Here is a 26,309-nt window from a genome sequence, read left to right as displayed (position 1 = left end):
AGGCAGCGCATGAATAGCCGCTCTGCCTGCCCGACCTGCGCTTGAACGCGTGGGCGGCGCACGTGGCGCAGGCTGCTCCCGCATATCGGCGGAGCCGCCCACCCTACGAAGGCGGCGGTTCAGGCGTCGCCGGTACCCGCCTGCAGCAAATCGATCAGCGCCCGGGTCGAGCGCACCCGGCCCATGCGCGGAAAGATGTTCTTGCAGGCAAAATGGTGCGCCTCGGCGTCCATGCTGGTCATCGCATCCTCGGCGAACAGCAGGCCATAGTTGCGGTCGAAGGCGGCGCGCGCCGTCGATTCGACGCCGAAGTTGGTCGCAATGCCTCCCAGCACCAGCGTGTCGATGTGGCGCCGGCGCAGCAACTGGTCGAGCTCGGTGCCGTAGAAGGCGCCCCACTGGCGCTTGGTGACCACGACATCGGCGGCGTCGACGCCAGCCATGTCCGCCAGCTCCGAGGCGTCGTAGGGCGGCGCGCCGGACGGGCGCATCGGCGCATCGGCCAGCGGCGCCGGCAGTTCGCCCACCAGCACCCGCACGTACACGACCATTGCCCCGCGATTGCGCATTTCCTGCGCCAGCAGCACGCAATTGCCGACCGCCTGCTCGGCGGTATAGGGCGCCAGCGCGCGCTGTACGTTGCTGTTCTGCAGGTCGATCAGCACCAGCGCCGTGCGCGCCAGGTTCAGGGTGTGTTCGGTCATGGCATTCTCCCGCTGCGGTATGCCTGCAGTATTCACGATTCGCGTCGGCTTTGGCGCACACGGCTACAATGGGCTGAACGATTCTTTCTGGAGCAAGCATGCAACGTCGCCAGTTCATCCGTCTTTCCGCGCTCGCCGCGACCGCCCCCCTGCTGCCCGGCTGCGCCGCCATCGCCAGGCTGAGCACGGGTCCACTCATCGAGCGGCACCTGCCCAAGGACTATAGCGGGGTCGCGGCCGTGCGCAAGGACCTGCGCTCGCCGCTGGTGGTCCATGCCAGCGGCCTGGCGCTGCGCGAGGAAAAGCAGCCCGTCACCAGGGACACGCGCTTCCTGGTCGGCTCGATCACCAAGTGGATCACCGCCGTGACGGTGCTGCGCCTGGCCGACATGGGCACGCTCGAGCTGGACGCGCCGATTGCACGCTACCTGCCGGAGCTGCCGGCGGCGAACGGCGCGGTCACGCTGCGCCAGCTGATGTCGAACCGCAGCGGCATCCCGAACGGCCTGGCCGAGGCCATGAAAAAGGACCGGGAGGCGGTCCAGAAGCTCGAGATCGGCCCGGTGGAAGCGGCCCTGCGCTTCGGTGCGGGTACGCCGAGCGCCGCCCCGGGCGAGCAATGGGATTACTCGTACACGAACTGGATCCTGGTGGCGGCGGTCGTCGAGCGCGCCAGGAAAGAACCCTTTACCGAAACGGTGGAAGAGCTGGTGTTGGCGCCGAGCGGCGTGCGCGACACCAGTTTCGCCGCCACCGGCTACGAAGACGAAGTCGGCATGGCGGTCGCGTACAACGCGCAAGGCCTGCGCCTGACTTCGCCGGTCCCGCCGATGATCGCCGCCAGCGGCACGCTGTACAGCACGGCCGGCGACCTGGTGAAGATCGCCGATACCGTCTACTTCGGCAAACTGCTGTCGGACCAGGCCCGCAAGACCCTGTCCACCGTGGTGGTGCCGTCGGAAGACTACGCGCTGGGCGGGAAAATGAAAAGCGTCGCCACGAAACAAGGCGCCCGCTCCCTGGCATGGGAAACGGGCGCCATCGGGGCCTACAAGACCCTGCTCGCCTACGACCCGGCGGATGGCCAGGTCGTGGTCCTGCTGAACAACACCGACATGCCGCAGTCGGAGCAGGCGAAGATTGCAAGCGCGCTCTTCAAGGATATGTAGGGTGGTCGGCTCTGCCGACCGCGCGTTCACGTCACATTTGCATGGAAGCTGCGGCGTGTCATCGGCTGCCTGAACGCGCGGGCGGCAACGCCGTCCACCCTGCAAGAGCGCTTCCCGTCAGCTTGCGGGCTGGCCGGCTGGACGCCCGCGATGTCGCGGTACTCGCGCACCGGCTCCTGCAACGCCTTGTCGTGCCGATGCCGGCATCCCAGCAGCTTTTCTTATTACAGATCCGCGTGAATCCGGCAGCTCACTGCGGCACGATCCGCAGCAGGCGGCCCCGCTTTTCGTCGGTAATCGCATACAGGTGGCCATCCGGCCCCTGGCGCACGTCGCGCACCCGCTTGCCGATGTCGAGCCGCTCCTGCGCCGCCACCCTGCCCTGGGCATCGAAGGCCACGCGGCGGATGTCCTCGGTCGCCAGCCCGCCCGAGAACAGGCTGCCGCGCCAGGCCGGGAATGCAGAACCGGTGTACCAGGTCAGGCCCGATGCGCCGGTCGACGGCGTCCACGCGAGCACCGGCTGCACCATGCCCGGCACCACCCGCCTGCCGACCGGCTCGCGGGTCTTGTAGTCCAGGCCGTAGCTTTGCAGCGGCCAGCCATAGTTGTTGCCGCCTTCGATCAGGTTGATCTCGTCGCCGCCGCGCGGACCGTGTTCGCTGGCCCAGACGCGCCCCTGCGGATCGACGGCCATGCCCTGGATGTTGCGGTGGCCGATGCTCCACAGCTCCGGCAAGGCCCCCTGCTGCCCCGCCAGCGGGTTGCCCGGCGCCGGCTTGCCCTCGGCGGTGAGATGCAGGATCGACCCATTGTGGCTCTTGAGGTTCTGGGCCTGCTCGCGCGCCAGCATGTGGCCCACGCGTGCCGGCGGATTGCCGCCGTCGCCGATGCTCATCAGGAGCGTGCCGTCCTTCAGGAACACGATGCGCGAGCCGAAGTGCTGGCCGCCGCTCTTCGAGGGCGAGGCCGTGAACAGGGTCTTGATGCCATGCACGCGCTTGCCGTCGAAGACGCCCCGCACCAGCACCGTGCGATTCGCATCCTCGGTGCCGCCGGCCATGGTCATGTAGATGCGCGGGTTCGGGCCCTTGTCCGCAGGATGGACGGCGATGTCCAGCAGGCCGCCCTGCCCGCCCGTAAACAGCGCAGGCAGTCCTTCCAGCGCAATGTCCTGGACGCGCTTGCCGTCTACCAGATGCAGCGTGCCCTTCTTGCCGGTAACCAGCATGCGGCCGTCGGCCAGCCAGGCCATGGCCCAGGGCTGCGGCAAGCCGTCGACCACGGTCTCGCGTTTCCAGCCCTTGGCGGCGGGCGGCTCGCCGGTCGGCTCCAGTGCCTGCGCGGATGCAGGCATGCTGGAGAACGTGAGCAAGGTGGCAACGAACGCGGCAATACCTTGATAAGTCATGAAAATATCTCCCGGGATTGATCAAATGATTAACAATAAGCGCTTTTTAGCGTATTTTCCTGCATTTTCTCTGCACATTTAACACAGGAGGCGTAGAATTGACCCTTCAGCGAACCCGCCAAAAGGATCCCATCCGATGATGCCACGCCGAGCATTCCTGAAGTCTTCCCTCCTCCTTGCAGCTCCCTCCCTCAGCATCCCAGCCCTTGCCAAAACAGCACAAGCCGCACCCGGCGAGCGCACCCTGCGCCTGTACAACACGCACACGGGCGAAAAGGTGAACACCACCTTCTGGGCCGAGGGCGAGTTCATCCAGGACGGCCTGAAGGACATCAACAAGGTGCTGCGCGACCACCGCAACAACAAGGTGGCAGAGATGGACCCCGAACTGCTGCTTCTGCTCACCCAGCTCAACCACAAGCTGGACAACAAGCACGAACTGCACATCATTTCCGGCTACCGTTCGCCCGAGTCGAACGCCAAGCTGCGCGCCGCCAGCGGCGGCGTCGCCAGGCATAGCCTGCACATGGACGCGAAGGCGATCGACATCCGCCTGCCGGGCAAGGACCTGAAGATGCTGCACAAGGCGGCCATGTCCCTCAAGGGCGGCGGCGTCGGCTACTACCACAGCTCGCAGTTCGTCCATATGGACACCGGGCGCGTCCGTTACTGGTAAGACCATGGCGCGGCTTCCCGTCCGCGTCATCCTCAGCCTGGCGATCGTGTCATCGCTGGCCGGGCACCGGGCCGCCCACGCGCAAAGCGCCGGCCAGCCCGCGACCGTCAAGGTGCAATCCACGCGCGACCCGGTCGACAAATCCTACCGAAAAATGATCAAGGGGATGGAACGCTTCGCGCGTGCGCATGCCCTGGCGCCGGAGGCGGCGCTGCGCTTTCGGCTGCTTCCGCGAATGCCGGCCGTGGATATGAGCGGGATCACGCTGCGCATCGCGGGCGACAGCCTCAGCATCCCGGTGCCGGTGGCGCCGGACAACAGTTTCGTCCTGCCGCGCATCGACGCCGCATTACGCGAGGACGCCGCCGTGGTCGCCAACCGCAAGACCAGCAGCATGACCTGGCGCGCGCAGATCGTCACCCCCGGCCTGCCGCCCGGTACCCGCCGCCTGGGCGACCTGCGCCTGGAGTGCCTGGTCGGCGTCGAGGCCGGGCTGGTGTCCAACAGTTCACCCCTGTTCGGCTGGATCGCGGATGCCTTGACCACGCCCGAGCAGGTGTGCAACAGCCCGAACGGCAATTACCTGTTCTTCGCCGAGCGCCCGATCTTCGCGGTGCGCCTGCGTGCCGGCAGCGGGCCAGATGCGCGGGTCGACACGCTTCCCTTCAGCATGCTGTACGCCGGCGGCGAACAGACCAGGGCCGACCTGCAGTACTGCGACTGCCAGGTCATGCTCGACCGCACCTTCTATGCGCCGATCTGGGACAGCTCCTGGCCGGACGATACGCTGGTGGAGTTCGAGACCATGGAAGATGCGCCATGAGGCCGGCCCTGTTCAGCGCCTGGTTCGCCACCCTGCTGCTGGCCGGCTGCGCCACCACGGCCGCACCGCCGGGGACGCAGGTGCCGGCCGAGCGCCTGCAGCAGACCGTGGTGCCGGGCACGACCACCAGGGCGCAGTTGCTGGCCGCCTTCGGCCCGACGAAAGGCGTCGTGTTCGACAGCGGCTACGAAGCCTGGGTGTATCAGTCGCCGGCCGGCGCGGGGCGCTTCGCCGAGTTCGTCGTGCTCATCAATCCGTCGGGCGTCGTCACCAAGACGCGCACCCGCGCACCCGACCGGCCCTGAACGCCCTTGCCCTGGCGCCGGCGCGGCTCGCCGCCGAGACGGACGCTAGTTGGCGGTCTTCTTCCGTCCTACCGCTGCGCCGACCGCGACCAGCGCGCAGCCAGTCCCCGCAAAGGCAGGCTGGCGCATCATTGCGGCAGTGACGAAAAATGCGCAGCCGGATGCAATCAGCAGGCGAGCTGCGAGCTTGTTGTTCTTCCTGATTCTCACGTTTTCTCCCGGGTTGACGCGGCGATTCGGCCAAGCCATCCGGCACGCCGCGAGGCGCCGGCGGACACTCGATACGGCCCAGTGTACGGCGCAGCTTGTTCCGTTAGCAAGCGCAGGATTTGTTCCATACTTTTTGACGTAGTAAAGTTGCGCATCTTCATTGCTCAGGATTCGACATGCCACGCAAGCTCGCCCTCTCGCTCGTACTGACAAGCCTGCTCGCCACGGCCGTGCAAGCCCAGGGACTGTCCCCGCTGGAACAGCGCATTGCCGACGAGGTCAAGGCCTGGCAACCCGACGCCATCGAGCTGCTCGAGCGCAGCGCGCGCATCAATAGCGGCACCCTCAACCTGGCGGGCGTGCGCGCCGTGGGCGACGTGTTCCGCAAGGAGCTGGAGGCGCTCGGCTTCAAGACCGTCTGGATCGACATGCCGCGCGAGATGGGCCGCGCCGGCCACCTGGTGGCCAACCGCATGGGCCCGCAGGGCAAGGGCCGGCGCCTGCTCCTGCTCGGCCACCTCGACACGGTGTTCGAGCAGGACGACCCGGCGCCGCTGTGGGAACGCGACAGCGAAACCACGGCGCGCGGCCAGGGAGTGGCCGACATGAAAGGCGGGAACGTGGTCGCGATCGCCGCCCTGCGCGCACTGCACCGCGCGGGCGCGCTCGACGACGCCACCATCACCGTCGTGTTCACGGGCGACGAAGAAGAAGCCGGCCACCCGCGCGACATCTCGCGCCGCGACATGATCGCGCTGGCCAAACGCAGCGACGTGGCGCTCAGTTTCGAAGGCTCGGTCACCGGGCCGGACGGCCAGGCCATGGCCACGGTCGGACGCCGCGCCACCGCCTTCTTCGACCTCGACGTCACCGGACGGCAGGGCCACTCGTCGCGGGTGTTCGGACCGGGCGGCTACGGCGCCGTGTACGAGGCCGCGCGCATCCTCGACGGCTTCCGCCAGCAGGTGGTCGAGCCGGGCCTGACCTTCAATCCGGGGGTGATCCTGGGCGGCACCGAGGTCGCCTTCGACGACGCCAGCGCGCAGGGCTCGGTTACCGGCAAGACCAACATCATCGCCAACACGGTCACCGTGCGCGGCGACCTGCGCTACCTCGACTATGCCCAGCGCGACCGCGCCCACGCGCGCATGCGCGAGATCGTCGCGCAAAGCCTGCCGGGCGCCGGCGCCAGCATCCGCTTCCGCGATTCCTATCCGCCGATGGCGGTCACGCCCGGCAACCTGAAGCTGCTCGACCTGTATTCGCAGGCCAGCCTTGACGCCGGCATGGGGCCGGTGGGTACGGTGCCGCCGACGGCGCGCGGGGCCGGCGACATCCAGTTCGTGGCGCCCATCATCGACAGCCTCGACGGCCTGGGCGCCAGCGGCGGCGCGGCCCATTCGCCGAACGAGCACGTGGACCTCACTTCGCTGGAACGTTCCGCGATCCGGGCCGCCCTGCTGATGTACCGCCTGACACGCCAGGCGCCATGAACCGGCGAACGGCGTCCGGCCTGGTGCGCCGGGCCCCGCACGCTTGACCGGAATGCGATGGCAAAGCCCGCAATTGCTGGCAAAATGGCCAGGCCGATGTGTTGGCCAATACAGGAAATCCCGGAGGCTGTCATGCGTGCGTGGACCCGATTGCAGTGCCTGTTGCCGGTCTTTGTCGCCCTGTTCCTGGCGGCCTGCGGCGGTGGCGGAGGCAGCCCCGGCACCCAGGGCCCGACGCCGCCTGCCGCCACCACCGGCACGCTGGACGTCGTCGCCGGCGGCCTGCCGGCAGGCGTCGACGCCGCGCTGCGGGTGAGCGGTCCTGGCAATTACCTACAAGACCTGACCGGGCCACGAACGCTGTCCGGCCTGGCGCCGGGCAGCTACAGCGTCGTGGCGGCGCCGGTCACCGCCGCCGGCGTCACCTACATACCGTCCCCCGGCACGCAACAGGCCGTCGTCAGTGCGGGCGCGACCACCACCGCCACCGTGGCCTATGGCGGCGCGGCTGTCGGCATCGCGCTGCGCGAGGTCGTCGCCAATCTCGACAACCCGACCTATCTCACCGCCCCGCCCGGCGATCCGCGCCTATTCGTGCTCGAACGGGCGGGACGCATCCGCATCGTCCAGAACGGCGCTACCCTGGCGATCCCCTTCCTCGACATCGGCGGTCGCGTCTTCACCGGCGGCGAAGGCGGCCTGCTGTCGATGGCCTTCGATCCCCAGTTCACGCGCAACGGCTACTTCTACCTCTATTACACCGACCTGCAGCAGAACATCGTCATCGAGCGCTTCACCGCCGGCGCCAATCCCGACCTGGCCGACCCGACCTCGAGCCTGGTCATCCTGCGCATCCCGCATCCCGGCTTCAGCAACCACTTCGGCGGCCAGCTTGCCTTCGGCCCGGACGGCAAGCTCTATCTCGGCACCGGCGACGGCGGCGGCGCGGGCGACCCGAACAGGAATGCCCGGAACCTGGACTCCCTGCTGGGCAAGCTGCTGCGTATCGACGTGGGCAACGCCAGCGCCACGCAAGCCTACGCCATCCCGGTCGGCAATCCCTATGCCGGCCAGGCCGGCCGACGCGCCGAGATCTGGGCGGCGGGCCTGCGCAACCCATGGCGCTTCGCCTTCGACGGCAGCCAGCTCTACCTGAGCGACGTCGGCCAGGACCTGCGCGAAGAGATCAATATCGTCGCCGCCGGCGCGGCAGGACTCGACTATGGCTGGAACACGATGGAAGGCACGCTGTGCTACGACGCCGCCGCCTGCGACCGGACCGGGCTGACCCTGCCCGCCTTCGAATACGAGCATGGCGGCAACGACGCCAATGGCTGCTCGATCACGGGCGGCTACGTCTACCGCGGCAGCGCGATCCCGGAGCTTGCCGGACGCTACTTCTATTCGGATTACTGCCGCGGCTTCCTGAAAAGCTTCCTCGCCGTCCCCGGCGGCGTCGCGGAGCAGCGCGACTGGAACACCGGCGACATCGGCAACGTGGTCTCCTTCGGACAGGATGGCCAGGGCGAGTTGTATCTCATGACCGCGCGCGGCATCGTCTATAAAATTGGAAGATCGACTCCCTGAGTTTAGAATAGAGAAATGGCACGCTTACAACTTAACTTCCCCGAAGACCAGTTCTATTATTCCACCCCGATGTCGGTACGCGTCACCGACATCAATGCCGCCAACCACCTCGGCAACGATTCGATGATCTCGATGATCTCCGAGGCGCGGGCGCGCTTCCTGTTCGAGTTCGGCGTGGCCGAAACCGAGCGCGACGGCACCGGCATCATCGTCACCGACCTGGCGACCACCTACCGGGCCGAGGCGCATGCGCGCGACCAGTTGCTGTTCGAGGTGGGGGTCATGGACTTCAACAAGTACGGCGGCGACATCATCTTCCGCATCAGCCGCCCGCGCGACCGCACGCTGATCGCCATGGCCAAATCGGGCTTCGTCTTCTTCAACTACAAGACCAGCCAGGTCGTCATGATGCCGGAAGAATTCCGCGGCAAGTTCGACCGCGTCAACTGGATCGACTGAGCCGGGCACGCAACACGCAACGCCGGATGCAACCCGTCCGGCGACGCCTGCCACGTCCACCGCCCCTGCCCGCCGCGCACGCCGGCGTAGCCGCCCGTGCGCGCACTCCCCGCCTGTTGTGCTTCACCCCGCACTGCCGTCCCCACCACCCCGCACACCGTCTCGAACGGCGACCCTCCGCAATTTTCGAAAAATAGCTGGAACTTTTCACTTCCGTCATCGGAATAGAGGTAAAGATGACGACCATGACCGCCCCCGCCGATACCGCCGACCACGAACTGCTGCGCCAGAGCCATGCCGGGCGGGCCGAGGCCTTCACGGCGCTGTACCGGCGCCACCAGGGCCCACTCTACCGCTACGTCCTGATGCGCTGCGGTGCGCCGGAGATGGCGGCGGACGTGGTGCAGGAAACCTTCATGGGCCTGCTGACGCAGCGCTTCGGCTTCGATCCGCTGCGCGGCCAGCTGCAGCACTTCCTGTTCGGGGTGGCGCGCAAGCTGATCCTGAAGCTGGAACAGGCACGCCAGCGCCAGGTGGCGCTGCCGGAGCCGGACGAGGATGGGGCGCTGGAGCTCGACGTGGCCGCCGACGGCGCCGAGCCGCTCGCCCGCCTGCTCGGCCACGAGGCGGCCGAGGAAGTGCGGCGCGCGCTGGCACTGCTGCCGGCCCACTATCGCGACGCGGTCATCCTGTTTGAACTGCACGAGCTGTCGTACCAGGAGATCGCGGCGATCTGCCAGGTCGACATCGGTACCGTCCGCTCGCGCCTGTCGCGCGGCAGGGCGGCCCTGGCCAGGCGCCTGCAGGCGCATTCGCCGGCGTGCCACACGCATTGATGGAGTACGACATGGACATGAAACCCGGGGACACGCATTTCAGGGATACGAACGACCAGGCCGATGACGGGCTCGATGCTGCCTTCGCGGCGCTGCGCGGCGAACTGGCCGGCATCGATGCGCCGCGCTGCGTCGAGAAGGAACTGCTGCAGGCATTCCAGCGGCACTGCGCACCCAGGCGCCGCTGGTACCACGCCCTGAGCCTGCCGCAATGGGGCACCGCCGGCGCCCTGTGCTCGCTGACGGCGGTGGTGCTGCTGCTGGCGCAGGCGCCGCACGAAACCGTCAGCGTGCGCAGCCAGCCGCTGGTCGCCATCGACAGGGGCGGCGCCTTCGTCGCCCTCGATTCGCTCGAGCGCATCGAAGCCGAACCCGATGCGCGGCTGGTCGAGGCCGAGGTGCCGCGCACCACGCTGGCGCCGCTCGGCGTACCGGTCAGCCCGGACAACGCCGCCGACACCGTGCGCGCCGAAATGCTCGTCGCCGCCGACGGCCAGCCGCTCGCCGTGCGGCTCAGTTCCATCAATTAGCACATGCCATCCACCCACAAGAGGAAGCCACGATGAACAAGAAGATCCTGATTGCAGCAACGCTGGCCTGCGCCATCGCGCCGGCCCTGGCCGAGGAAATCGGTTTCGAGGACGAGCCGCGCGTCGAGCGCCGCATCGTTACCCGCAGCGGCGGCGAGCCGCATGCCGACCAGCATCCCGGTATGCAGTTCGCCGACGCCATGGGCGGCGGGGGCGCGATGCTGCACATGGCCGGCGCCAGGCTGGTCAAGAATGCGCCCTACAGCGCCGAGATGGTCTCGGAACGCACCCAGACCCTCGGCGACGGTAACCAGATCGTGCGCAAGACCACGTCGATGAGCTACCGCGACAGCGCCGGGCGCACCCGCACCGACATGCGCAACGAAGACGGCGACGTGATCACCGTGACGATCCACGACCCCGTGGAAGGCGTGCGTTACATCCTGCGCCCGCGCAACAAGACCGCGATCAAGGTCGCGGCGCCCGCGGCCGCGGCCAGGATCGCGCGCGCGCAGGCCCGCATCGCCGCCGTCGAGGCGCGCGTCGCCGGCACCCAGGCCCGCATCGCGGCAGACCAGGCGCGCATCCGCATCGAAGCGCTGCGCCGCGAAGGCAAGCTGCCCGAAGGCGAGCGCGCCATCCTCAAGCAGGTCGAGCGCTCGGGCGACCGGATCTGGGTCGCCCAGGTGGCGGGGGCGCAGGCCGCGGCGCGCGTGGCGCCACTGATCGCCGGCGCGCTCGGCGACCGCAAATGGGCCGCGAAGGCGGAAACCAGGGAGCTCGGCACCCGCGAATTCAGCGGCGTGAAGGCGAACGGCGTCCAGCGCAGCTACGAAATCCCGGCCGGCGAAATCGGCAACCGCAGCCCGATCGTGGTCAGCACCGAGACCTGGACTGCGCCGGAGCTGCAGGCCGTGGTGTACCAGAAGCGCAGCGACCCGCGCAGCGGCGAGTTCGTGTTCCGGGTGGATAGCCTGAAGCGCGACGAACCGGCCGCCGCCCTGTTCACCGTGCCCGCTGACTACACCGTGAAGGATACGGCAGCGCTGGCGAAAACCGCGGCCGAGAAGGCGGCGAACGCGCGCGCCAGGGCCAACGTAGACGGCTGACAAGAATGCTTTGGAAAATAACCGGCGCTGCAGGCGCCGGTGTGCATGCGCGCCCCGGGGACGTTCAGGACGGCTTGTGCAGGATGGTCTTGTTGAACCACGCCTCGATCATGCGCTTTTCATAGCGCAGGGTGTCGTTGTCGGTCAGGCGGTTGATCTGGTTCAGGTAGTTCATGTCGCTCAGCCTGGCCTTGCCGCTGTCGAGGACCTGGCCGTTGGCGCTCAGGGTGTAGCGCAGCTCGATGATCGGCCAGTCGGCGCCGCCCTGCAGCACACGCAGGTCGCGCGTGCCGTGGCTGGTCGGATACTCACGGCCCGCGAGATCGATGTCGGTGACGTCCACCGTCAGGTCCTGCCCGGCCGGCAGCGACTTGCCCAGCTCGGCGAAATACCGCGCCAGCTCATCCAGCACTTCCTTGCGTTCCCACGGTACGAACGGCAGGTCGGCAAACTTGTCCGACTCCACGTAGTTGACGGTCACGCCCGCCGAGGCGGCGCCGGCGGCACCCAGCGCGAGCACGGCCGTGAAGGCCGCTTTGCCGATCAAGGCTTTCATCGCTTTCCCTTTCCATGTTCCATATGCACTCATGCATCGAATATACGCCCTTTCCACCGGCTTTCCAGTCCCCCCTTGTCGCAGTTTTGTATCCAAATGTTAGACCGCGCACAGCGCCGATGCCGGCAGCGCAGGTCAACAAAAACGGCGCCTAGGCGCCGTTTTCAGGTGTCAGCGGCGGGCCGCTTATTTTTTCAGGATGGTCTTCTTGAACCAGTCCTGGATCATCCGCTTCTCGTAGCGCAGGCTGTCGTTTTCCATCGACAGCTTGGTGGGACGGAGCAGGTAGCTCTGGTCCCTGAGCTGGGCCACCCCGTTGTCGATGACCTGGCCGTTGGCGCTCAGGGTGTAATGAATCTCCACGTAGGGCCAGTCCGACTTGCCCTCGCGCACCCGCATGTCGCCGGTTGCGCGCTGGCCCGGGTATTCACGGCCGGCCAGGTCGATGTCGGTGATGTTCACGGTCAAGTCCTGTCCCGCCGGCAGATCCTGGGCCAGCTTGTCGAAAAACTTGACCAGATCGCGCAGCACGTTTTCCCGCTCCCAGTCGCTGGTCGGAAGATCCGAGAACTTCTCGGGGTTCACGTAATTGACGCTCATTCCCGCCGAGGCGGCGCCGGCACCCAGCACGCATATGGCCGCGAGGACGGCTTTGCACATCGATGATTTCATGGCACTCCCTTGGTTGTTCAATATTGCCCGATCATCGAATATACGCTTTTTGTGCCGACGGTCAACTCCTCTTTGTGTCGAAGTATTACAAGCGCCCGATGCGCTTTTTCCTGCTATGTGAGGACGCGCACGGGGCGAGTTCCGGGCTCGGCCGACAATGAGGGCAAGGAGGCCGCCATGCCGGAAGGACCGTCGCTGTATATCTTGAAGGAGCTGGTCGGGGATTTCAGCGGCCAGGAGATCGTCCGTGCCGACGGCAACGTCCGCGCCATCGATCCGGCCCGCCTGGTCGGCCAGCGCATCGACGCGATCCACACCTGGGGCAAGCACCTGCTCATCGAGACCCCCGCCATGGTGGTGCGCGTCCACTTCCTGTTGTTCGGCACCTACCGGATCGACGAGGGACGCGAGGGCAAGACGCCGCGCCTGTCGCTCGAGACCGCCAGCGGCCATGTGCTCAACCTCTACGCCTGCCAGGTCCGCGAGATCGACCGCGCCACGTATGCGGCCTATGACTTCAGCGCCGACGTCATGGCGGATGCCTGGGACCCGAAGAAAGCGCGCAAGAAGCTGCGCGCCAACCCGGACATGCTGGCCTGCGACGCCCTGCTCGACCAGGACATCTTCTCGGGCGTCGGCAACATCATCAAGAACGAAGTGCTGTTCCGCATCCGCGTGCATCCGCTGTCGACCGTCGGCGCCCTGCCCGCTGCCAAGCTGCGGCTACTCGTCGACGAAGCCCGCCAATACGCCTTCGACTTCCTGGAATGGAAGCGCCGGTACGTCCTCAAGCAGCATTGGCTGGCCCATGCGAAGCGCATCTGCCCGCGCTGCGACATCCCCTTCCACAAAGCCAACCTGGGACACAGCAAGCGCCGCAGCTTCTATTGCGAACGCTGCCAGAAACGCTACGTGTAGCCGGGTTCCAACGGTTTTTACGCATCCAGCGCGCTTGGCTTGCCGCATGTGACATCGTTAACCAACACTTTTAATGTTGCCTGTTGTTAAGGACTGATGGTCGTGCTACAATCGATTTGACTTGCGGCTAAGTCTCTTTTTGCTTTTGCCGCTCGATTTTGCGAACGATCAACTCAAGACAACGGTAAGCCTATGTCCTTCCTCTCCAACGCGGCGCCAAAGTTGGCTCCATGGAAAGTCCTGCTGGTCGACGACGAGCCGGATATCCATGACATTACCAAGCTGACCCTGTCGCGCTTCCGCCTCGACGGCCGTGCCTTGCAGTTCCTGCACGCCTACAGCGGGGACGAAGCCAAGCAGGTATTGGCACGCGAGAAGGACATCGCGCTGGTCTTCCTCGACGTCGTGATGGAGAGCGAGGACAGCGGCCTGGAAGTGGCGCGCTGGATGCGCCAGGACCTGGACAACCAGTTCACCCGCATCGTGCTGCGCACCGGCCAGCCGGGCCAGGCCCCGGAAGAGCGCGTGATCGTCGACTACGACATCAACGACTACAAGGAAAAGACCGAGCTCGATCGCACCAAGCTGTTCACCACTACCTTCGCCGCCCTGCGGGCCTACCGCGACATCATGAAGGTGGAAGAGGCGCGCCGCACCCAGCAGACCTATCGCGAAGGCCTGGAGCGCGTGATCGCCGCCTCCACCCACATCTTCCAGCAGCGCAGCCTGAAGGATTTCGCCAACGGCCTGCTGCAGCAGGTGGTGGCGCTGCTGCGCCTGGAGCAGAGCATGCTGCTGCGCCTGAAGGGCGCGAGCGTGATCGCGGGCGAGAGCCAGTACGAGGTGCTGGCCCGGATCGGCGACATCGAAGGCGACGAGATCGGCCCGGAACTGGTGGCCCAGCTCGACGACGCGCGCCACAACCGCATCTCGCGCCTGCATGGCGACACTTATGTCGGCTACTTCCCGAACCGCACCGGCAAGGCCTCGCTGCTGGTGCTCAAGGGCGTGGAAGAGATCGCGGAAATCGACTCCCAGCTGCTCGAGGTGTTCTGCTCGGGCGTGGCGGTCGCTTTCGATAACATCCTGCTGAACCAGGAAATCACCGACACCCAGGCCGAGCTGATCCTGCGTCTGGGCGACGTGGTGGAGTCACGCTCCAACGAAGCCGGCAACCACGTGCGCCGCATGGCCCAGGTCTGCCACCTGCTGGCGCAGGTCTCCGGCATGCCGGAAGACGAGACCGCGACCCTGATGCACGCCGCGCCGATGCACGACGTGGGAAAGATCGCCACCCCGGACGCGGTGCTGCTCAAGCCGGGCCGCCTGACCGAGGACGAGTGGGAGATCATGAAGCAGCACCCGACCGTCGGACTGCAGATCCTGGACGGCTCGCAGCGCCCGATCCTGAAGGCCGCGGCCGTGATCGCGCACCAGCACCACGAGAAGTTCGACGGCAGCGGCTATCCGCAGGGGTTGAAGGGCCATGACATCCACCCGTATGCGCGCATCGTGGCGGTGGCCGACGTGTTCGACGCCCTGAGCCACAAGCGCTGCTACAAGGACGCCTGGCCGGCCGCGAAGGTGACCGAGCACCTGCGCGAGGTGGCGGGGCACCACCTGGATCCGTACTACGTGGACCTGCTCATCAAGAACATGGACCAGGCGCTGCAGATCAATGCGCAGTGGCCTGACTAAGCAGCCGTCCGGCAAACACGCCACCGCGCATCACTTCTTGAGCGAGCGCGGGAAGCGCAACTGATACTGCAGCCCCTTCCCCGGCGCGCTGTCCGCCTTCACCGTCCCCCCCAGCACCCCGGTCACCAGGTTGTGCAGGATGTGCGCCCCCAGCCCGCTGCCACCAGTGCCGCGCTTGGTGGTGAAGAAGGGGTCGAACAGCTTGCCCAGGGTTTCCTGGTCCATCCCGGCGCCGTCGTCCCCATACTCGAACACGATCTGCTCGCCTTCGAGCGATGCGCGGATGGCGATATTGCCCGGCTGGTCGCGCTCGAAACCGTGCAGCAGCGAATTCATGAGCATGTTGGTGACGATCTGCGACACCGCCCCCGGCGAGCTGTCCAGTATCAGGTCCGGCGGGCAGTCGATCGCCACCTTCAGCGGCCGGCCCTTGAGCTTGGGCTGCAGCGACAGCAGCACTTCGTCCAGGTAGGCGCGCAGCTTGAAGTGACGGATGTCGCCCGAAGAGCGGTCCACCGCCACCTGCTTGAAGCTGCGCACCAGGCTCGCGGCGCGCTGGGTGTTGGTGGTCATGATGCGCAGCGACTGGTCGACGATGTCCAGGAAGGAATTCAGGCTGTCCTCGGTCATCTCGCCCGCCGCCAGCTCTTCGCGGGTGAGCTTGAGTTCCTGCACCAGGTGGCTGGTCGCGGTCACGCAGATGCCCAGCGGCGTATTGATCTCGTGGGCCACGCCGGCCACCAGGCCGCCCAGCGAAGCCAGCTTCTCCTGGCGCACCAGCTCCGACTGCGCCTGCTGCAGCTGCTGCAGCGCCTCGTTCAGCGCCGCGTTCTGCACTTCCAGTGCTTCCTTGGTCTTGCGGATCTTGCGGTCGGCCTGCATGCGCGCCAGCGCCACGGCGACGTGGCTGGCCATGAAGGCCAGCAGGTCGAGGTCGGCCTTGGTGTAGATCACCGACGGGTCGTAGCTCTGCACCACCAGCACGCCGTAGGGCTGCTCGTGCACCAGCATCGGCGCGCCCATCCAGCTGGCGATGTCGAGGTTGCCGAAGGGCGCGCGCACCAGGCCGTTGGCCACCAGGTGGCGGAAGCTGGTCGCGTCGTGGAGCTGCGCCTGCTTGCTGGTCAGGATATACGAGCACATGCCCTGCCCCACCGGAAAGCGCTTCACCGGCGCCTCGGCGTCCTTCTCGTCCACGAAATAGGGAATGCTGATTTCGGCGGTATCGGCGTGGTGCAGGCCGATCAGGAAGTTCTTGGCCACCATCAATTCGCCGATGATGCGGTGCAGGCTGATGCTCAGCGTCGCGGTGTCGAGCGCCTGCGCCGACAGGCTGGCGATCTGGTACAGCGCATGCTGCACCTGCTCGGCGCGGCGGCGCTCGGCCACCTCGACCGCCAGCGCCGCGGTGCGCTCCTGCACCGCGCGCTCGAGCCGGTCCATGCTCTGCAGGCCCTGCAGCGCGTGCGACACGTGGTTGGCGATCTCCGAGAACAGCGCCTGGTCTTCTTCGCTGTAGGTGACGCCCTCGGTATAGCTCTGGATCACCATCGCGCCCAGCGCCTGCTGGTGGCGGTCGAGCAGCGGCGCGCCCATCCAGTGTTCGGCGGTGGCGCCGTGGCCCCACTGCATGCCTTCGCGCTCGCGCGCCTCGAAATCGTCCGCCGTGATCATCAGGCGCCGCTTGTTCACCACCACCCACGCGGTGGGCGATTGCTCGGGAGCGGCCAGCGCAACCTTGCGCCCGGTCACCGGCACTTCGTCATCGGCCTCGTCGACGAAATACGGGAACCAGATCGTCCCCTCCTCGCGGTCGCACAGCGCCACATAAAAGTTGGCCGCATACATGATGCGGCCAAGCGCGCGGTGCACCGCGCCGATGAAATCGACGATGTCGTTGCAAGTGGTCGACAGCTCTCCGATGTCGAGCAGCATCGACTGGACGGCTTCCAGCCGGGCGAGACGTTCCATTGCTTCCCCAAAGTATTAATTCCGAGGGGAAATATTAGCAGCTCGTGCCCGGTAGCCGAAGCCTATTCGGCGAAATCTGTCCCGGATGTATCGTTTACAGCTTATCCGCGCGGGGCGCGGAAATCGTTCTCGATCCAGGCATGGGCCGAGGCCGGTGTCAGCTTGAAACTCGCCGGCACCCGCACCCTGGCGACCTGTTCGCCCATCTCATCGACGGCGGCCAGGATCGCGTACGGATCGTCGTCGTCGGGCACGATGTCGAGCGTGACCTTCAGCTCGCCGTTCTCGGTGGAGACCACGGTATTCTTGTGCAGGATCGCGTGCAGGTGCTGCTCATGGCGGCGGATGACTTCCGAGGCGGTCTTGACCAGGGTGTTGAAGGCATTCACGTCGAGCGGCTTCGGGTTCTTCTTGTCGCGCCCCATGGTCCAGGGGCCGACCAGCGCCGGTTCCGGTTCGCCATCCTTGTACATCGCGACGGCCCAACCTTCGTCGTCCTCGTTCTTGATCACGCGCGCGGTCCAGCCGTTGGCCTGCCACAGGCGGGCTTCCTGGACCGGCGCGTTCTCGTCGGCGCGATCCTGCTCGTCCTCGTGCTCGTGTTCGATGTTGTCGTTCATGCTCGTGTTTCCTCTGCTTCAAAGTACAGATCATAGAGGAAACCGAGCCCATGAAGAAGCCCGATTGGCGTCGACGCGGCCAATCTCAAGCGTAGCGCGGACAGCGCCAGTCGGGACCACGCGGCGGCCGTACCGGAGGGCGGGCGGGCGTCGGACGCGGATCGACGGCCGGAGGCGGCGCCTCCCGATTGAACGGATTGATGATGATCGGCGGAATGGTGGGCGGCGCCGATGGTGGGCCCTTGGGACCGCTGTTGGCCAACGCGGGATGCAGAACGGCCAGGTGGTCCCCCTTTTTATGGATGACAGCGTACATAGGATCCCCCTGCTTCGGAACAGGCTGTCAGTATAGGAAAGGATATGTTCATTGCAAGGCCAAATCGACCATCTTTGTTGCCCCATGCATGCAGCGGCGCTTGCACGGATACCGGCCCATTCATCCGGTCTGCACGCGTCCCGGCGCGCAAAAATTGCAGCCTGTCGCAAAGCCGTGGCCGGTGCGGCGCGCCGCGCTTACAGTACCAACATGCCAGCGACAAAACGCGCATCCAACCGACCAATGAGCTACCGATGAGGACCGCCATGAAAAAATATGCCCCGTATATCATCCTTTTCCTGTTTGCCCTGCTGCTGTGGGACGTCGCCACCGAACCGGACTTCATGACGGTGAACTTCGACGGCGAGGAAATCGGCGGCCCCCTGGGCGCCTTGCTGGCCGTGGTCTTCGCCGGCGGCGGCATGGTGATTGCCGGCGTGGTGCTGCTGGTGGTGGGCGTGGTGCTGGCGGTGGTGTTCGCCGGCCTGGGCGTGATCCTGCTGGGCGCGTTGGGGGTCGCGGCCGTGGCCGTGGCGCTGGCGATCTCCCCGCTGCTGCTGCCGCTGCTGGTGCCGGTGGCGATCATCTGGTTCCTGGTCAGCCGTAGCCGCAAGGCCCGCGTCGTGCAGCCGGCCGCCTGATTCCGCCAGGTTTGCCGAAGGAAAACGGCCGGGTTGTTCCCGGCCGTGTGTTTTGCGGCGTGCCGGGATACGGAACAGGTAGAATTTGCAGGAGATCATTGTGGAACCGCCATGCCGCCTCCCACCCCGCTCACCAGACACACGATTCGGCCTTATTCCCCGTCCCGGCTCGTGGTCGTCACGGCGGGACTGATCGCCGCCCTGGGCCTGATCACCGGCTCGATACTGCATGCCAGCTACCGGGACGCACTGCGCGCGCAGGAGGTCACCCTGCGCAACGTGGCCATCGCCTTCGCGGCGCAGACCGCGGGCGTGACCCAGGCCATCGACAGCGCGGCGTGGCAGGCGGCGCGCATGGTGCTGGCAACCGGCGCCAGCCCCTCATCCGGCCTGAGCAAGGGCCAGGAGGCGCTGGCCTATCCCTACCTGCTGCAGGTCGTGCTGTTCGACGCCGCCGGACGGCCGGTAGGCAGTGTCGCGCCCGGCGGCGGCATGCGCACGCTTCCCGGCATGCGCATGCTATCCGCCGAGACCGTGCGGCGCCGGATCACGATCACCAACGTCGACCGCGCCACCGGCCGCGGCATCCTGAACTTCGCCCAGCCCGTGCGCGATCGCAGCGGCCGCCTGATCGGCACCGCCGTGGCACAGGTCGATTCGGTGCGTTTCGAGCAGCTCTACAACCTCGTCGAGCTCGGTAGAGGCGGCTCGGTCACGCTGCTGCACCGCGACGGCACCATGCTGGTGCGTGGCCCCGGCTTTCCGGCCGGCATCGGCCGCTCCTTCGCCGATACCCCGCTGTTCCGCGAGCAGCTGCCGCGCGCCGACCGCGGCGCATTCCAGTCCGTGAGCCCGATCGCCGGCAGTCCCGGCGTGTACGGCTACGACGTCGTGGAGGGTGGCAAGCTGGTGGTCATCACCGGCATGGCGCGCAAGGTCGCGCTGGATGCCTGGTACGGCCGCCTGTGGACCGCACTCGCCTTTTACCTGCTGCTGGCGCTGGTGCTGTCGCTGCTGGCCTGGCGGGTGGCGCGCGACACGCGCCGCCAGTTCGGCCTGATCGACCTGCTCTCGGCCAGCGAAGCGCGCCTGAGCAAGAGTTTCGACTACCTGTCCGCGATCGTCAACGCGGTGGGCGCCCCGATCTGGGTACTGGACGGCGCGCGCCGCATCGTGCTCGCCAACGATGCCTTCGCGCGCCTGGTCGGCCGGCCGCGCGCGAGCCTGCAGGGCCAGGAAGAGCGCGCCGTGCTCGATGGTGCCGACCCGGACCGCGAACGCCGCTACGACGCGGTGCTGGCCCATGGCGGCACCGTGGACGCGACCGGCACCATGCACGACGGCAGCGGCGAGAGCCGTACCGTGATCCAGCTGACCTCCCGCCTCGCCGGCGACGACGGCAAGGCCCACCTGGTCAACGTGCTCACCGACATCACCGAGCGCGAGCGGGCCGAGGCGCGCCTGGCCTGGCTGGCCGAATTCGACGCCGTCACCGGGCTGCCGAACCAGGCGCAGTTCTGGCGCCTGCTGGGCGCGCGGATCGGCGCCGGCGGACGCGAACTGGCGACCCTCGCACTGGTGCTCGAACGCCTGCACGAAATCGTCGACCTGCTCGGCCACGATGCCGGCGACCGCGCGCTGCGCCAGGTGGCGGACCTGCTGCGCGGGGCCTGCGGCGACACTGCGGTGGCGGCGCGCATCCGCGGCGCCGAATTCGCCTTCCTGCTCGATGCCGACAGCGGACGCGCAGGCGTGGAGCGTTTCGCGCTGGCGCTGCACGCCTTGATGTCGCGCCCGCTGCCGGTGGATGGCCGCGACTTCTTCCTCAGCCCGGCACTGGGGGTGGCGATCTATCCGCAGGACGGCCGCAGCGTGGACGAGCTGTACCGAAACGCCCAGGGCGCGGCCAGCGGCGCGGGAATCGAGGTGGACGAAGCCGTGCACTTCTTCTCGGCCAGCAGGCACACCGAACTCGGCCAGCGCCTGACCCTCGAAGCGCACCTGCGCCGCGCGCTCGAGCGCGGCGAGCTGCGCCTGGTGTACCAGCCCAAGGTCACCGTGCAGGCGCAACGGGTGACGGGCTTCGAGGCCCTGCTGCGCTGGAACTCCTCCGAGCTGGGCACGGTGTCGCCGGCCGAGTTCATCCCGATCGCCGAGCGCACCGGCCTGATCATCCCGATCGGCGCCTGGGTGCTGGAAGAAGCCTGCCGCCAGATGGACGAATGGGCGTCCCGGCTGGGCCGCCCGGTCAAGGTGGCGGTGAACCTGTCACCGCGCCAGTTCCACCAGAAGGCGCTGCTCGACACGATCCGGCGCTGCCTGGCGCAATACCGCGTCGGCAAAGGCTGCCTGGAACTGGAAATCACCGAAACCGCCCTGATGAGCCGCGAGCAGGAAGTGGACGTCCTGATGCACGAGATCCGCAAGCTCGGGGTGGACCTGGCGATCGACGATTTCGGTACCGGCTATTCCAGCCTGGCCTACCTGAAGCGTTTCCCGGTGTCGCGCCTCAAGGTGGACCGGGCCTTCGTGCGCGACCTGGGGGGCGACGAGGACAGCGCCGCGATCGCGCGCTCGATCGTGAATCTGGCGCGCGGACTCAAGCTGCAGGTGGTGGCCGAAGGGGTCGAGACCGAGGCCCAGCTGGCTGCGCTGCGCGAGATGGCCTGCGACGAATACCAGGGCTTCCTGTTCAGCCAGCCGCTGGAGCGGGACCAGGTACCGGAACTACTGACGCGCGGCTAGCAGCCTCACCAGTTGCGAGCCGACAGCAGCGCGCATCGTGGCGCTTCGCAAGAATGTACGCGGTGCAGCGCTTGTGTGTGCGGGCCGGCAAGCTCGCGCCCTGGTCCCATGGAAATGCAGATCATGTAGCTGAACAGCCTTCAACCGCATCAGGAGCGTTGCCATGTCACCGGAATTGTCGATTGCCTATGAACGCCTCGAATCCCTGGGCACCGCTGCGATGCGCCTCTTGCCCAGCCTGGCGGTCGGCATCGTCGTCCTGCTGCTGTTCCTGTTCCTGGCCCGCGTGACGCGGCGCATGGTGCAGCGCATCAATACCGGCAGGTTCCACGAAAACCTGGTGATCGTGCTCGGCAGGATGGCCCAATGGGCCATGATCCTGCTCGGCATCCTGCTGTCCGTGACGGTGGCTTTTCCGTCCTTCACTCCCGGCAATCTCATCAGCGCCCTGGGCATCACCGGCATCGCGATCGGCTTCGCCTTCAAGGATATTTTTGAAAATTTTCTTGCAGGAATTCTCATCCTGATCACCGAGCCCTTCCGTATTGGGGACCAGATCGTGTTCGGCGCATTCGAAGGCACGGTCGAGCAGATCGAAACCCGCGCCACCAAGATGCGCACCTACGACGGGCGCCTGGTGGTCATTCCGAACGCCGAACTGTACAAGGGCTCATTCGTCGTCAACACCGCCTATCCGAGTCGCCGCCTGCAGTACGACGTGGTGATCGGCAACGGCGACGACATCGGCCTGGCCAAGCGCCTGATGCTCGACGCGATCGGCAGCCTGTCCGATGTCGAAGCAGAGCCGGCGCCGGACGCCTTGCTGCTTGAGTATGCGGATGCCGGGGCCAAGATCCGTATCCGCTGGTGGATCAAGCCACCCTACCGGGCCGATGCGCTGGCGCTGCAGGACCAGGTGCTGGTAAAGGTCAAGGCCACCCTCACCGCGCACGGCATCGACCTGCCCTATCCGACCCAGCAGGTGCTGTTCCACGACCAGACCGAGGAAACCGATGGCGACCGGCGCCGCCAGCGCGAAGGATGGCCGGCCGGACAGGGCGAGGCGCCGCGCCCGGCGCGCGAGCTCGACCGGCAGGAGTAAGCGGCATTTCTTGTCGCGCCGCAGGCGGGCGTCGCCGCCGCCGCCTGCCCTGTACCATTGGCAAGACTGCAATCGACACCCGAGGAGGAGAAACCCATGTTTTTCGACAGCTGGAACGACATCTTCCGCGTCGTGGTGGTAGGGGTGCTGGCCTATGCAGGGCTGGTTTTCCTGTTGCGCATCAGCGGCAACCGCACGCTGTCGAAGATGAATTCCTTCGACCTGGTCGTGACGGTGGCATTCGGCTCCACCCTGTCCAGTATCCTGATCAGCAAGGACGTCAGCCTGATGGAAGGCCTGGCGGCGCTCGCCCTGCTGGTGCTGCTGCAGTTGGTCATCACCTGGACCTCGGTGCGTTCGCGCTTGGTCAGCAAGGCGGTCAAGACCGCACCGACCGTGGTGCTGCGCGACGGCCGGCTCCTGCACGACGCGCTCAGGACGGTGCGCATCACGGAAGATGAAGTACGCGCCGCAGTGCGCCAGAACGGACACGGCTCGCTCGCGGCCATCGACCTGGCGGTGCTCGAGGCCGACGGCAGCCTGTCGGTGATTCCTGCCGACAAGGCCGGCGACCGCTCGGCCTACGGCGGGCTCGGCGCCTCCGAGCGCCAGGGCCTATCTGACTGAGTTCACCGTCGTGACAAGGACATTCTTGTCACCCGTGCCCGGTATGAGTCAAGACAGACCCTCGTCGCCGTCCGATCCTGCGCCGCGGCGGCCGCGCAGCGAACGCAGCACCAGGTACTGGGTGAGCCGCTGCAGCCCGAGGAGCACGACGGTGATCCCGAGCGCCAGGCAGAACAGGACAAGGTTGCTGGCGTCGCCGGCCCGCAGCCCGAAGCCGAGCGCCGTGGCCACGGCCGGCGGATGCACGGCGTCGAGCACGATCATCAGGACGATGGCGGCGATCATCGCCAGGCCGGCGGAGGCATAGCCCGGACCGATGACAAGATAGGCCAGCAGCCCGATCATTGCCGCCCCCATCTGCGACAGCACCAGGGTGCGCGCCTGGTTGACACTGTGGCCCGGGTCGAGATAGATCAGAAAGGCGCTTGATGCCAGCGAAGCGAACAGCAGGCGCTGCTGGCTCACGGCTTCGACCAGGGCCAGTACCAGCAGCACCGTGACGGTGGGCGCGACCGCCAGCAGCAGCTCCTTGCGCAGCCCCAGGCGGCGCCGGCGCGACGGCACGGGCCGCTGATCCATGGCCTAGCCCTTTCCGGCCGGCACGCGCGCCCCGGAGTCCTGTGTTGCGGCCTCGTGCTGCAACTCCTTGTTCAGGAAGAAGTTCAAGGCGGTGCGGATCACGGCGATCGCCGCCAGCTTGCCGATCTGGTCCCAGCTCGGCGACACCGACGTCGACAGGACGTCGGCGGCCAGCTGCAGCTCCAGCGCCAGCGTCAGGTAGCGCGCGAACGCCAGCCGGATCGGATTGAAATCGCCGCTCTGCCGCGACAATAGCCGGCGCACCAGCGCCACCACCACCAGCACGATGCCCACGGCGATCACCAGCGCGCCCAGGGTCTCGACCAGCAAGCGCAGCCACTCGACACCGGCGCGCACTCCCTCCTCCACCCGTGCGAACATCATGGCTCCCTGGAGGTACAGGGAACCAGCCGGCGTACCAGCCGCTCGACGGTCAGGCCCTGGACCAGCACCGAGAACACGACCACGATATAGGTGATGGTCACCAGCGCATTGCGTTCCGGTCCGGGCGCCAGCGACAGCGCCAGGGCGACCGAAATGCCGCCGCGCAGGCCGCCCCAGGTCAGCACCTGCCAGGCCCCCGCCGGCAGGCCCGAGCGCCGGCCCAGCAGCGCCACCGGCAGGCCGGCGGTCAGGAGCCGCGCGCCCAGGGTGATGCCGATGGCGGCCAGGCCGGCCGTCAACAGCGTGCCCGAGAACGGCAGCAGCAGCGCCTCGAAGCCGATCAGCACGAACAGCACGACGTTGAGCATCGAGTCGAGCAGTTCCCAGAAATGGTCGAGCTGCTCGCGGGTCAGGTCGGACATGCCGTGTTCACGGCCGCGGTTTCCGATCAGGATGCCGGCCGCCACCATCGCCAGCGGGCCGGACACGTGCAGCACGTGCGCCAGGCTGTAGCCGCCCAGCACGGCCGCCACCGTCAACAGGACTTCTTCCTGGTAGCTGTCGATCGCCTTGACCATGCGATAGACCACATACCCCAGCACCAGGCCCAGGACCACGCCGCCGCCGGCCTCGCGCAGGAGCAGCACCACGGTATCGGCGCCCTCGGGCGCGCTGTGCCGGGCCGCCATCGCGGCCAGCACGGTGAACAGGACGATGCCGACGCCATCGTTGAACAGGGACTCGCCGGAGATCACGGTCTCGAGGTTGGCGGGCGCGCCGACCTTGCGCAGCAGGCCGGTGACCGAGATCGGGTCGGTCGGTGCGATCAGGGCGCCGAACACCAGGCAGTAGGCCAGCGGCAGGGGCAGCCCCACCAAGGGCAGCAGGTAATAGAGCCCGGCGCCGACGAGCAGGGCCGCGGCGACGGTACCGAACACCGCCAGCAGGCCGACCTGCCAGCGGTAGCGGGCCAGTTGCGCCAGGTCGACCTGCAGCGCCCCGGCGAACAGCAGGAAGCTCAGCATGCCTTCCATCAGCACCGCGGAGAAATCGATGGTGCCGAACAGCTCGGCGGCATAGTCGCGCGGCAAGCCGTGACCCAGGAAGTCCAGCAGCAGGGTCGCCGTCGACAACAGCAGCGCCGCCACCATCACGCCGATGGTCGAAGGAAGTTTCAGATAGCGGGCATTCACCCAGGCCAGCACTGCCGTCACGACAAGAAATACCGGTATTACCTGGGGCATGCCTCCTCCTTTGCAGCACAACTTGACGAGTTGTCATGTATAGCGCAATTCCCCCGGCCGTGCCGCACCGCTACGGCCGGGCAGCTCAGCCGGCTTTAGCGGCCACGTACTGCGCGTATCCGCGCGCGCGCAGCGCGCAGGCCGGGCAGCTGCCGCAGCCATGGCCCCATGGATGCGCCGCGCCGCGCTCGCCCAGGTAGCAGGTATGGGTGTCGAAGCGGATCAGGTCGACCAGCGCGTCGCCGCCGCAGTCCTGGGCCAGCTGCCAGGTCTGTGCCTTGTCGATCCACATCAGGGGCGTCTCCACCTTCAGGCGCGTGGCCATGCCGAGGTTCAGCGCCACCTGCAGCGCCTTCATGGTGTCGTCGCGGCAGTCCGGGTAGCCGGAGAAATCGGTCTCGCACATGCCGCCCACCAGGACATCGAGGCCGCGCCGGTAGGCCACCGTGGCCGCCACCGTCATGAACAGCAGGTTGCGGCCAGGCACGAAGGTGTTCGGCAAGCCATTTTCCTGCATGGCGATGGCAACGTTGCTGGTGAGCGCCGTATCCGAGATCTTCGCGATCAGGGACAGGTCGATCATGTGATCCTCGCCCAGGCGCGCATCCCACGCCGGGTTCAGCGCGCGCATTTTCGCGAGCAGCGTCGGGCGGACTTCCAGCTCGATGGCATGGCGCTGGCCGTAGTCGAAGCCGATTGTCTCCACCCGTGCATAGCGCTGCAAGGCCCATGCAAGGCAAGTGGTGGAGTCCTGGCCGCCGCTGAAAAGGACGAGCGCGCTGTCGTTGGTATGCATGATCGAGGTCCGTAGTGAGGCGCCGGGCGCCAGGGAAACCGCGAATTCTGGCATAAAACCGGCCCTGGCGTGAACTGCCCGTCCCGCACGGCTGGGCTAAGAGTCCGTCATTGTTTTTGCCAATCCGC

Annotated in this window: 26 protein-coding genes; 16 read left to right on the top strand and 10 right to left on the bottom strand. The window is 67.0% G+C overall.

Annotated features, from left to right (window positions below; translation table 11 throughout):
• Window positions 1–119: 119 nt before the first annotated feature.
• Window positions 120–704 carry an isochorismatase family protein gene (locus IM543_04090; protein ID QOY95084.1) on the bottom strand — a complete coding sequence of 195 codons (585 nt, stop codon included), beginning with the start codon at window positions 702–704 and terminating at the stop codon, window positions 120–122.
• Between the two features lie 98 nt (window positions 705–802).
• Between IM543_04090 and IM543_04085 the strand changes: the two genes are divergently transcribed.
• On the top strand, window positions 803–1,873 hold the full coding sequence (locus IM543_04085) for a beta-lactamase family protein (protein QOY95083.1): 1,071 nt from the start codon (window positions 803–805) through the stop codon (window positions 1,871–1,873).
• 250 nt (window positions 1,874–2,123) lie between these two features.
• On the opposite strand, the gene IM543_04080 is transcribed toward IM543_04085, so the two are convergent.
• Complete coding sequence (locus IM543_04080; protein QOY95082.1) at window positions 2,124–3,284, bottom strand: PQQ-dependent sugar dehydrogenase; 1,161 nt, start codon at window positions 3,282–3,284, stop codon at window positions 2,124–2,126.
• 136 nt (window positions 3,285–3,420) lie between these two features.
• Between IM543_04080 and IM543_04075 the strand changes: the two genes are divergently transcribed.
• The 9 genes from IM543_04075 to IM543_04035 all read left to right on the top strand — a co-directional run bounded on the left by IM543_04075 (window position 3,421) and on the right by IM543_04035 (window position 11,312).
• Window positions 3,421–3,960 carry a DUF882 domain-containing protein gene (locus IM543_04075; GenBank protein ID QOY95081.1) on the top strand — a complete coding sequence of 180 codons (540 nt, stop codon included), beginning with the start codon at window positions 3,421–3,423 and terminating at the stop codon, window positions 3,958–3,960.
• Between the two features lie 4 nt (window positions 3,961–3,964).
• Window positions 3,965–4,783 carry a hypothetical protein gene (locus tag IM543_04070; GenBank protein ID QOY95080.1) on the top strand — a complete coding sequence of 273 codons (819 nt, stop codon included), beginning with the start codon at window positions 3,965–3,967 and terminating at the stop codon, window positions 4,781–4,783.
• Window positions 4,780–5,088: a hypothetical protein gene (locus IM543_04065; GenBank protein ID QOY95079.1), complete on the top strand. Its 309-nt coding sequence runs from the start codon at window positions 4,780–4,782 to the stop codon at window positions 5,086–5,088. Before IM543_04070 ends, IM543_04065 begins: the two co-directional genes overlap by 4 nt.
• A gap of 386 nt (window positions 5,089–5,474) precedes the next feature.
• On the top strand, window positions 5,475–6,791 hold the full coding sequence (locus IM543_04060; GenBank protein ID QOY95078.1) for a M20/M25/M40 family metallo-hydrolase: 1,317 nt from the start codon (window positions 5,475–5,477) through the stop codon (window positions 6,789–6,791).
• Between the two features lie 132 nt (window positions 6,792–6,923).
• A complete protein-coding gene (locus tag IM543_04055) occupies window positions 6,924–8,378 on the top strand; it encodes a PQQ-dependent sugar dehydrogenase (GenBank protein ID QOY95077.1) in 1,455 nt (484 codons plus the stop codon).
• 15 nt (window positions 8,379–8,393) lie between these two features.
• Window positions 8,394–8,837: a thioesterase family protein gene (locus IM543_04050; GenBank protein ID QOY95076.1), complete on the top strand. Its 444-nt coding sequence runs from the start codon at window positions 8,394–8,396 to the stop codon at window positions 8,835–8,837.
• Window positions 8,838–9,073: 236 nt separating this feature from the next.
• Entirely contained in the window at window positions 9,074–9,673 is a 600-nt protein-coding gene (locus IM543_04045) for an RNA polymerase sigma factor (protein ID QOY95075.1), read from the top strand.
• 17 nt (window positions 9,674–9,690) lie between these two features.
• Window positions 9,691–10,203, top strand: coding sequence for a hypothetical protein (locus IM543_04040; protein QOY96514.1), 513 nt, complete (start codon window positions 9,691–9,693; stop codon window positions 10,201–10,203).
• Between the two features lie 32 nt (window positions 10,204–10,235).
• Window positions 10,236–11,312, top strand: coding sequence for a hypothetical protein (locus tag IM543_04035; protein QOY95074.1), 1,077 nt, complete (start codon window positions 10,236–10,238; stop codon window positions 11,310–11,312).
• A gap of 64 nt (window positions 11,313–11,376) precedes the next feature.
• On the opposite strand, the gene IM543_04030 is transcribed toward IM543_04035, so the two are convergent.
• Both IM543_04030 and IM543_04025 read right to left on the bottom strand, forming a co-directional pair.
• Complete coding sequence (locus IM543_04030; GenBank protein ID QOY95073.1) at window positions 11,377–11,868, bottom strand: DUF3016 domain-containing protein; 492 nt, start codon at window positions 11,866–11,868, stop codon at window positions 11,377–11,379.
• A gap of 186 nt (window positions 11,869–12,054) precedes the next feature.
• Window positions 12,055–12,540: a DUF3016 domain-containing protein gene (locus IM543_04025; protein ID QOY95072.1), complete on the bottom strand. Its 486-nt coding sequence runs from the start codon at window positions 12,538–12,540 to the stop codon at window positions 12,055–12,057.
• A 177-nt stretch (window positions 12,541–12,717) separates the two neighbouring features.
• Between IM543_04025 and IM543_04020 the strand changes: the two genes are divergently transcribed.
• A complete protein-coding gene (locus tag IM543_04020; GenBank protein QOY95071.1) occupies window positions 12,718–13,458 on the top strand; it encodes an endonuclease in 741 nt (246 codons plus the stop codon).
• Window positions 13,459–13,650: 192 nt separating this feature from the next.
• A complete protein-coding gene (locus tag IM543_04015; GenBank protein ID QOY95070.1) occupies window positions 13,651–15,156 on the top strand; it encodes a DUF3369 domain-containing protein in 1,506 nt (501 codons plus the stop codon).
• 30 nt (window positions 15,157–15,186) lie between these two features.
• Here IM543_04015 and IM543_04010 read toward each other — a convergent pair whose 3' ends face one another.
• Window positions 15,187–17,127, bottom strand: coding sequence for a GAF domain-containing protein (locus IM543_04010; protein ID QOY95069.1), 1,941 nt, complete (start codon window positions 17,125–17,127; stop codon window positions 15,187–15,189).
• Between the two features lie 101 nt (window positions 17,128–17,228).
• Window positions 17,229–17,747 carry a hypothetical protein gene (locus IM543_04005; GenBank protein QOY95068.1) on the bottom strand — a complete coding sequence of 173 codons (519 nt, stop codon included), beginning with the start codon at window positions 17,745–17,747 and terminating at the stop codon, window positions 17,229–17,231.
• 582 nt (window positions 17,748–18,329) lie between these two features.
• Here IM543_04005 and IM543_04000 point away from each other — a divergent pair.
• From IM543_04000 to IM543_03985, 4 genes are all read left to right on the top strand, one after another.
• Window positions 18,330–18,704, top strand: a complete 375-nt coding sequence (locus IM543_04000) for a hypothetical protein (GenBank protein QOY95067.1) — start codon at window positions 18,330–18,332, stop codon at window positions 18,702–18,704.
• Window positions 18,705–18,815: 111 nt separating this feature from the next.
• Window positions 18,816–21,449, top strand: coding sequence for an EAL domain-containing protein (locus tag IM543_03995; GenBank protein ID QOY95066.1), 2,634 nt, complete (start codon window positions 18,816–18,818; stop codon window positions 21,447–21,449).
• A gap of 163 nt (window positions 21,450–21,612) precedes the next feature.
• Window positions 21,613–22,551 (top strand): mechanosensitive ion channel family protein, encoded by a 939-nt coding sequence (locus IM543_03990; GenBank protein QOY95065.1) that lies wholly within the window; start codon window positions 21,613–21,615, stop codon window positions 22,549–22,551.
• A gap of 96 nt (window positions 22,552–22,647) precedes the next feature.
• Complete coding sequence (locus tag IM543_03985; protein QOY95064.1) at window positions 22,648–23,178, top strand: DUF421 domain-containing protein; 531 nt, start codon at window positions 22,648–22,650, stop codon at window positions 23,176–23,178.
• Window positions 23,179–23,226: 48 nt separating this feature from the next.
• Here IM543_03985 and IM543_03980 read toward each other — a convergent pair whose 3' ends face one another.
• The 4 genes from IM543_03980 to queC all read right to left on the bottom strand — a co-directional run bounded on the left by IM543_03980 (window position 23,227) and on the right by queC (window position 26,181).
• Window positions 23,227–23,757 carry an HPP family protein gene (locus tag IM543_03980; GenBank protein ID QOY95063.1) on the bottom strand — a complete coding sequence of 177 codons (531 nt, stop codon included), beginning with the start codon at window positions 23,755–23,757 and terminating at the stop codon, window positions 23,227–23,229.
• A 3-nt stretch (window positions 23,758–23,760) separates the two neighbouring features.
• The gene (locus IM543_03975; GenBank protein ID QOY96513.1) at window positions 23,761–24,138 is read right to left on the bottom strand and encodes a DUF1622 domain-containing protein; all 378 of its coding nucleotides are present in this window, start codon (window positions 24,136–24,138) and stop codon (window positions 23,761–23,763) included.
• Window positions 24,138–25,385: a sodium:proton antiporter gene (locus IM543_03970; protein ID QOY95062.1), complete on the bottom strand. Its 1,248-nt coding sequence runs from the start codon at window positions 25,383–25,385 to the stop codon at window positions 24,138–24,140. Before IM543_03970 ends, IM543_03975 begins: the two co-directional genes overlap by 1 nt.
• 85 nt (window positions 25,386–25,470) lie before the next feature.
• Window positions 25,471–26,181, bottom strand: coding sequence for a 7-cyano-7-deazaguanine synthase QueC (queC, locus tag IM543_03965; protein ID QOY95061.1), 711 nt, complete (start codon window positions 26,179–26,181; stop codon window positions 25,471–25,473).
• Window positions 26,182–26,309: the final 128 nt, after the last annotated feature.

Source organism: Massilia sp. UMI-21, from assembly GCA_015277795.1.
In the GTDB taxonomy this organism is placed as follows: Bacteria; Pseudomonadota; Gammaproteobacteria; order Burkholderiales; family Burkholderiaceae_D; genus Telluria.
The sequence above is the reverse complement of the archived record's forward strand: the minus strand, read 5'-3'. Positions and strand labels throughout refer to the sequence as shown.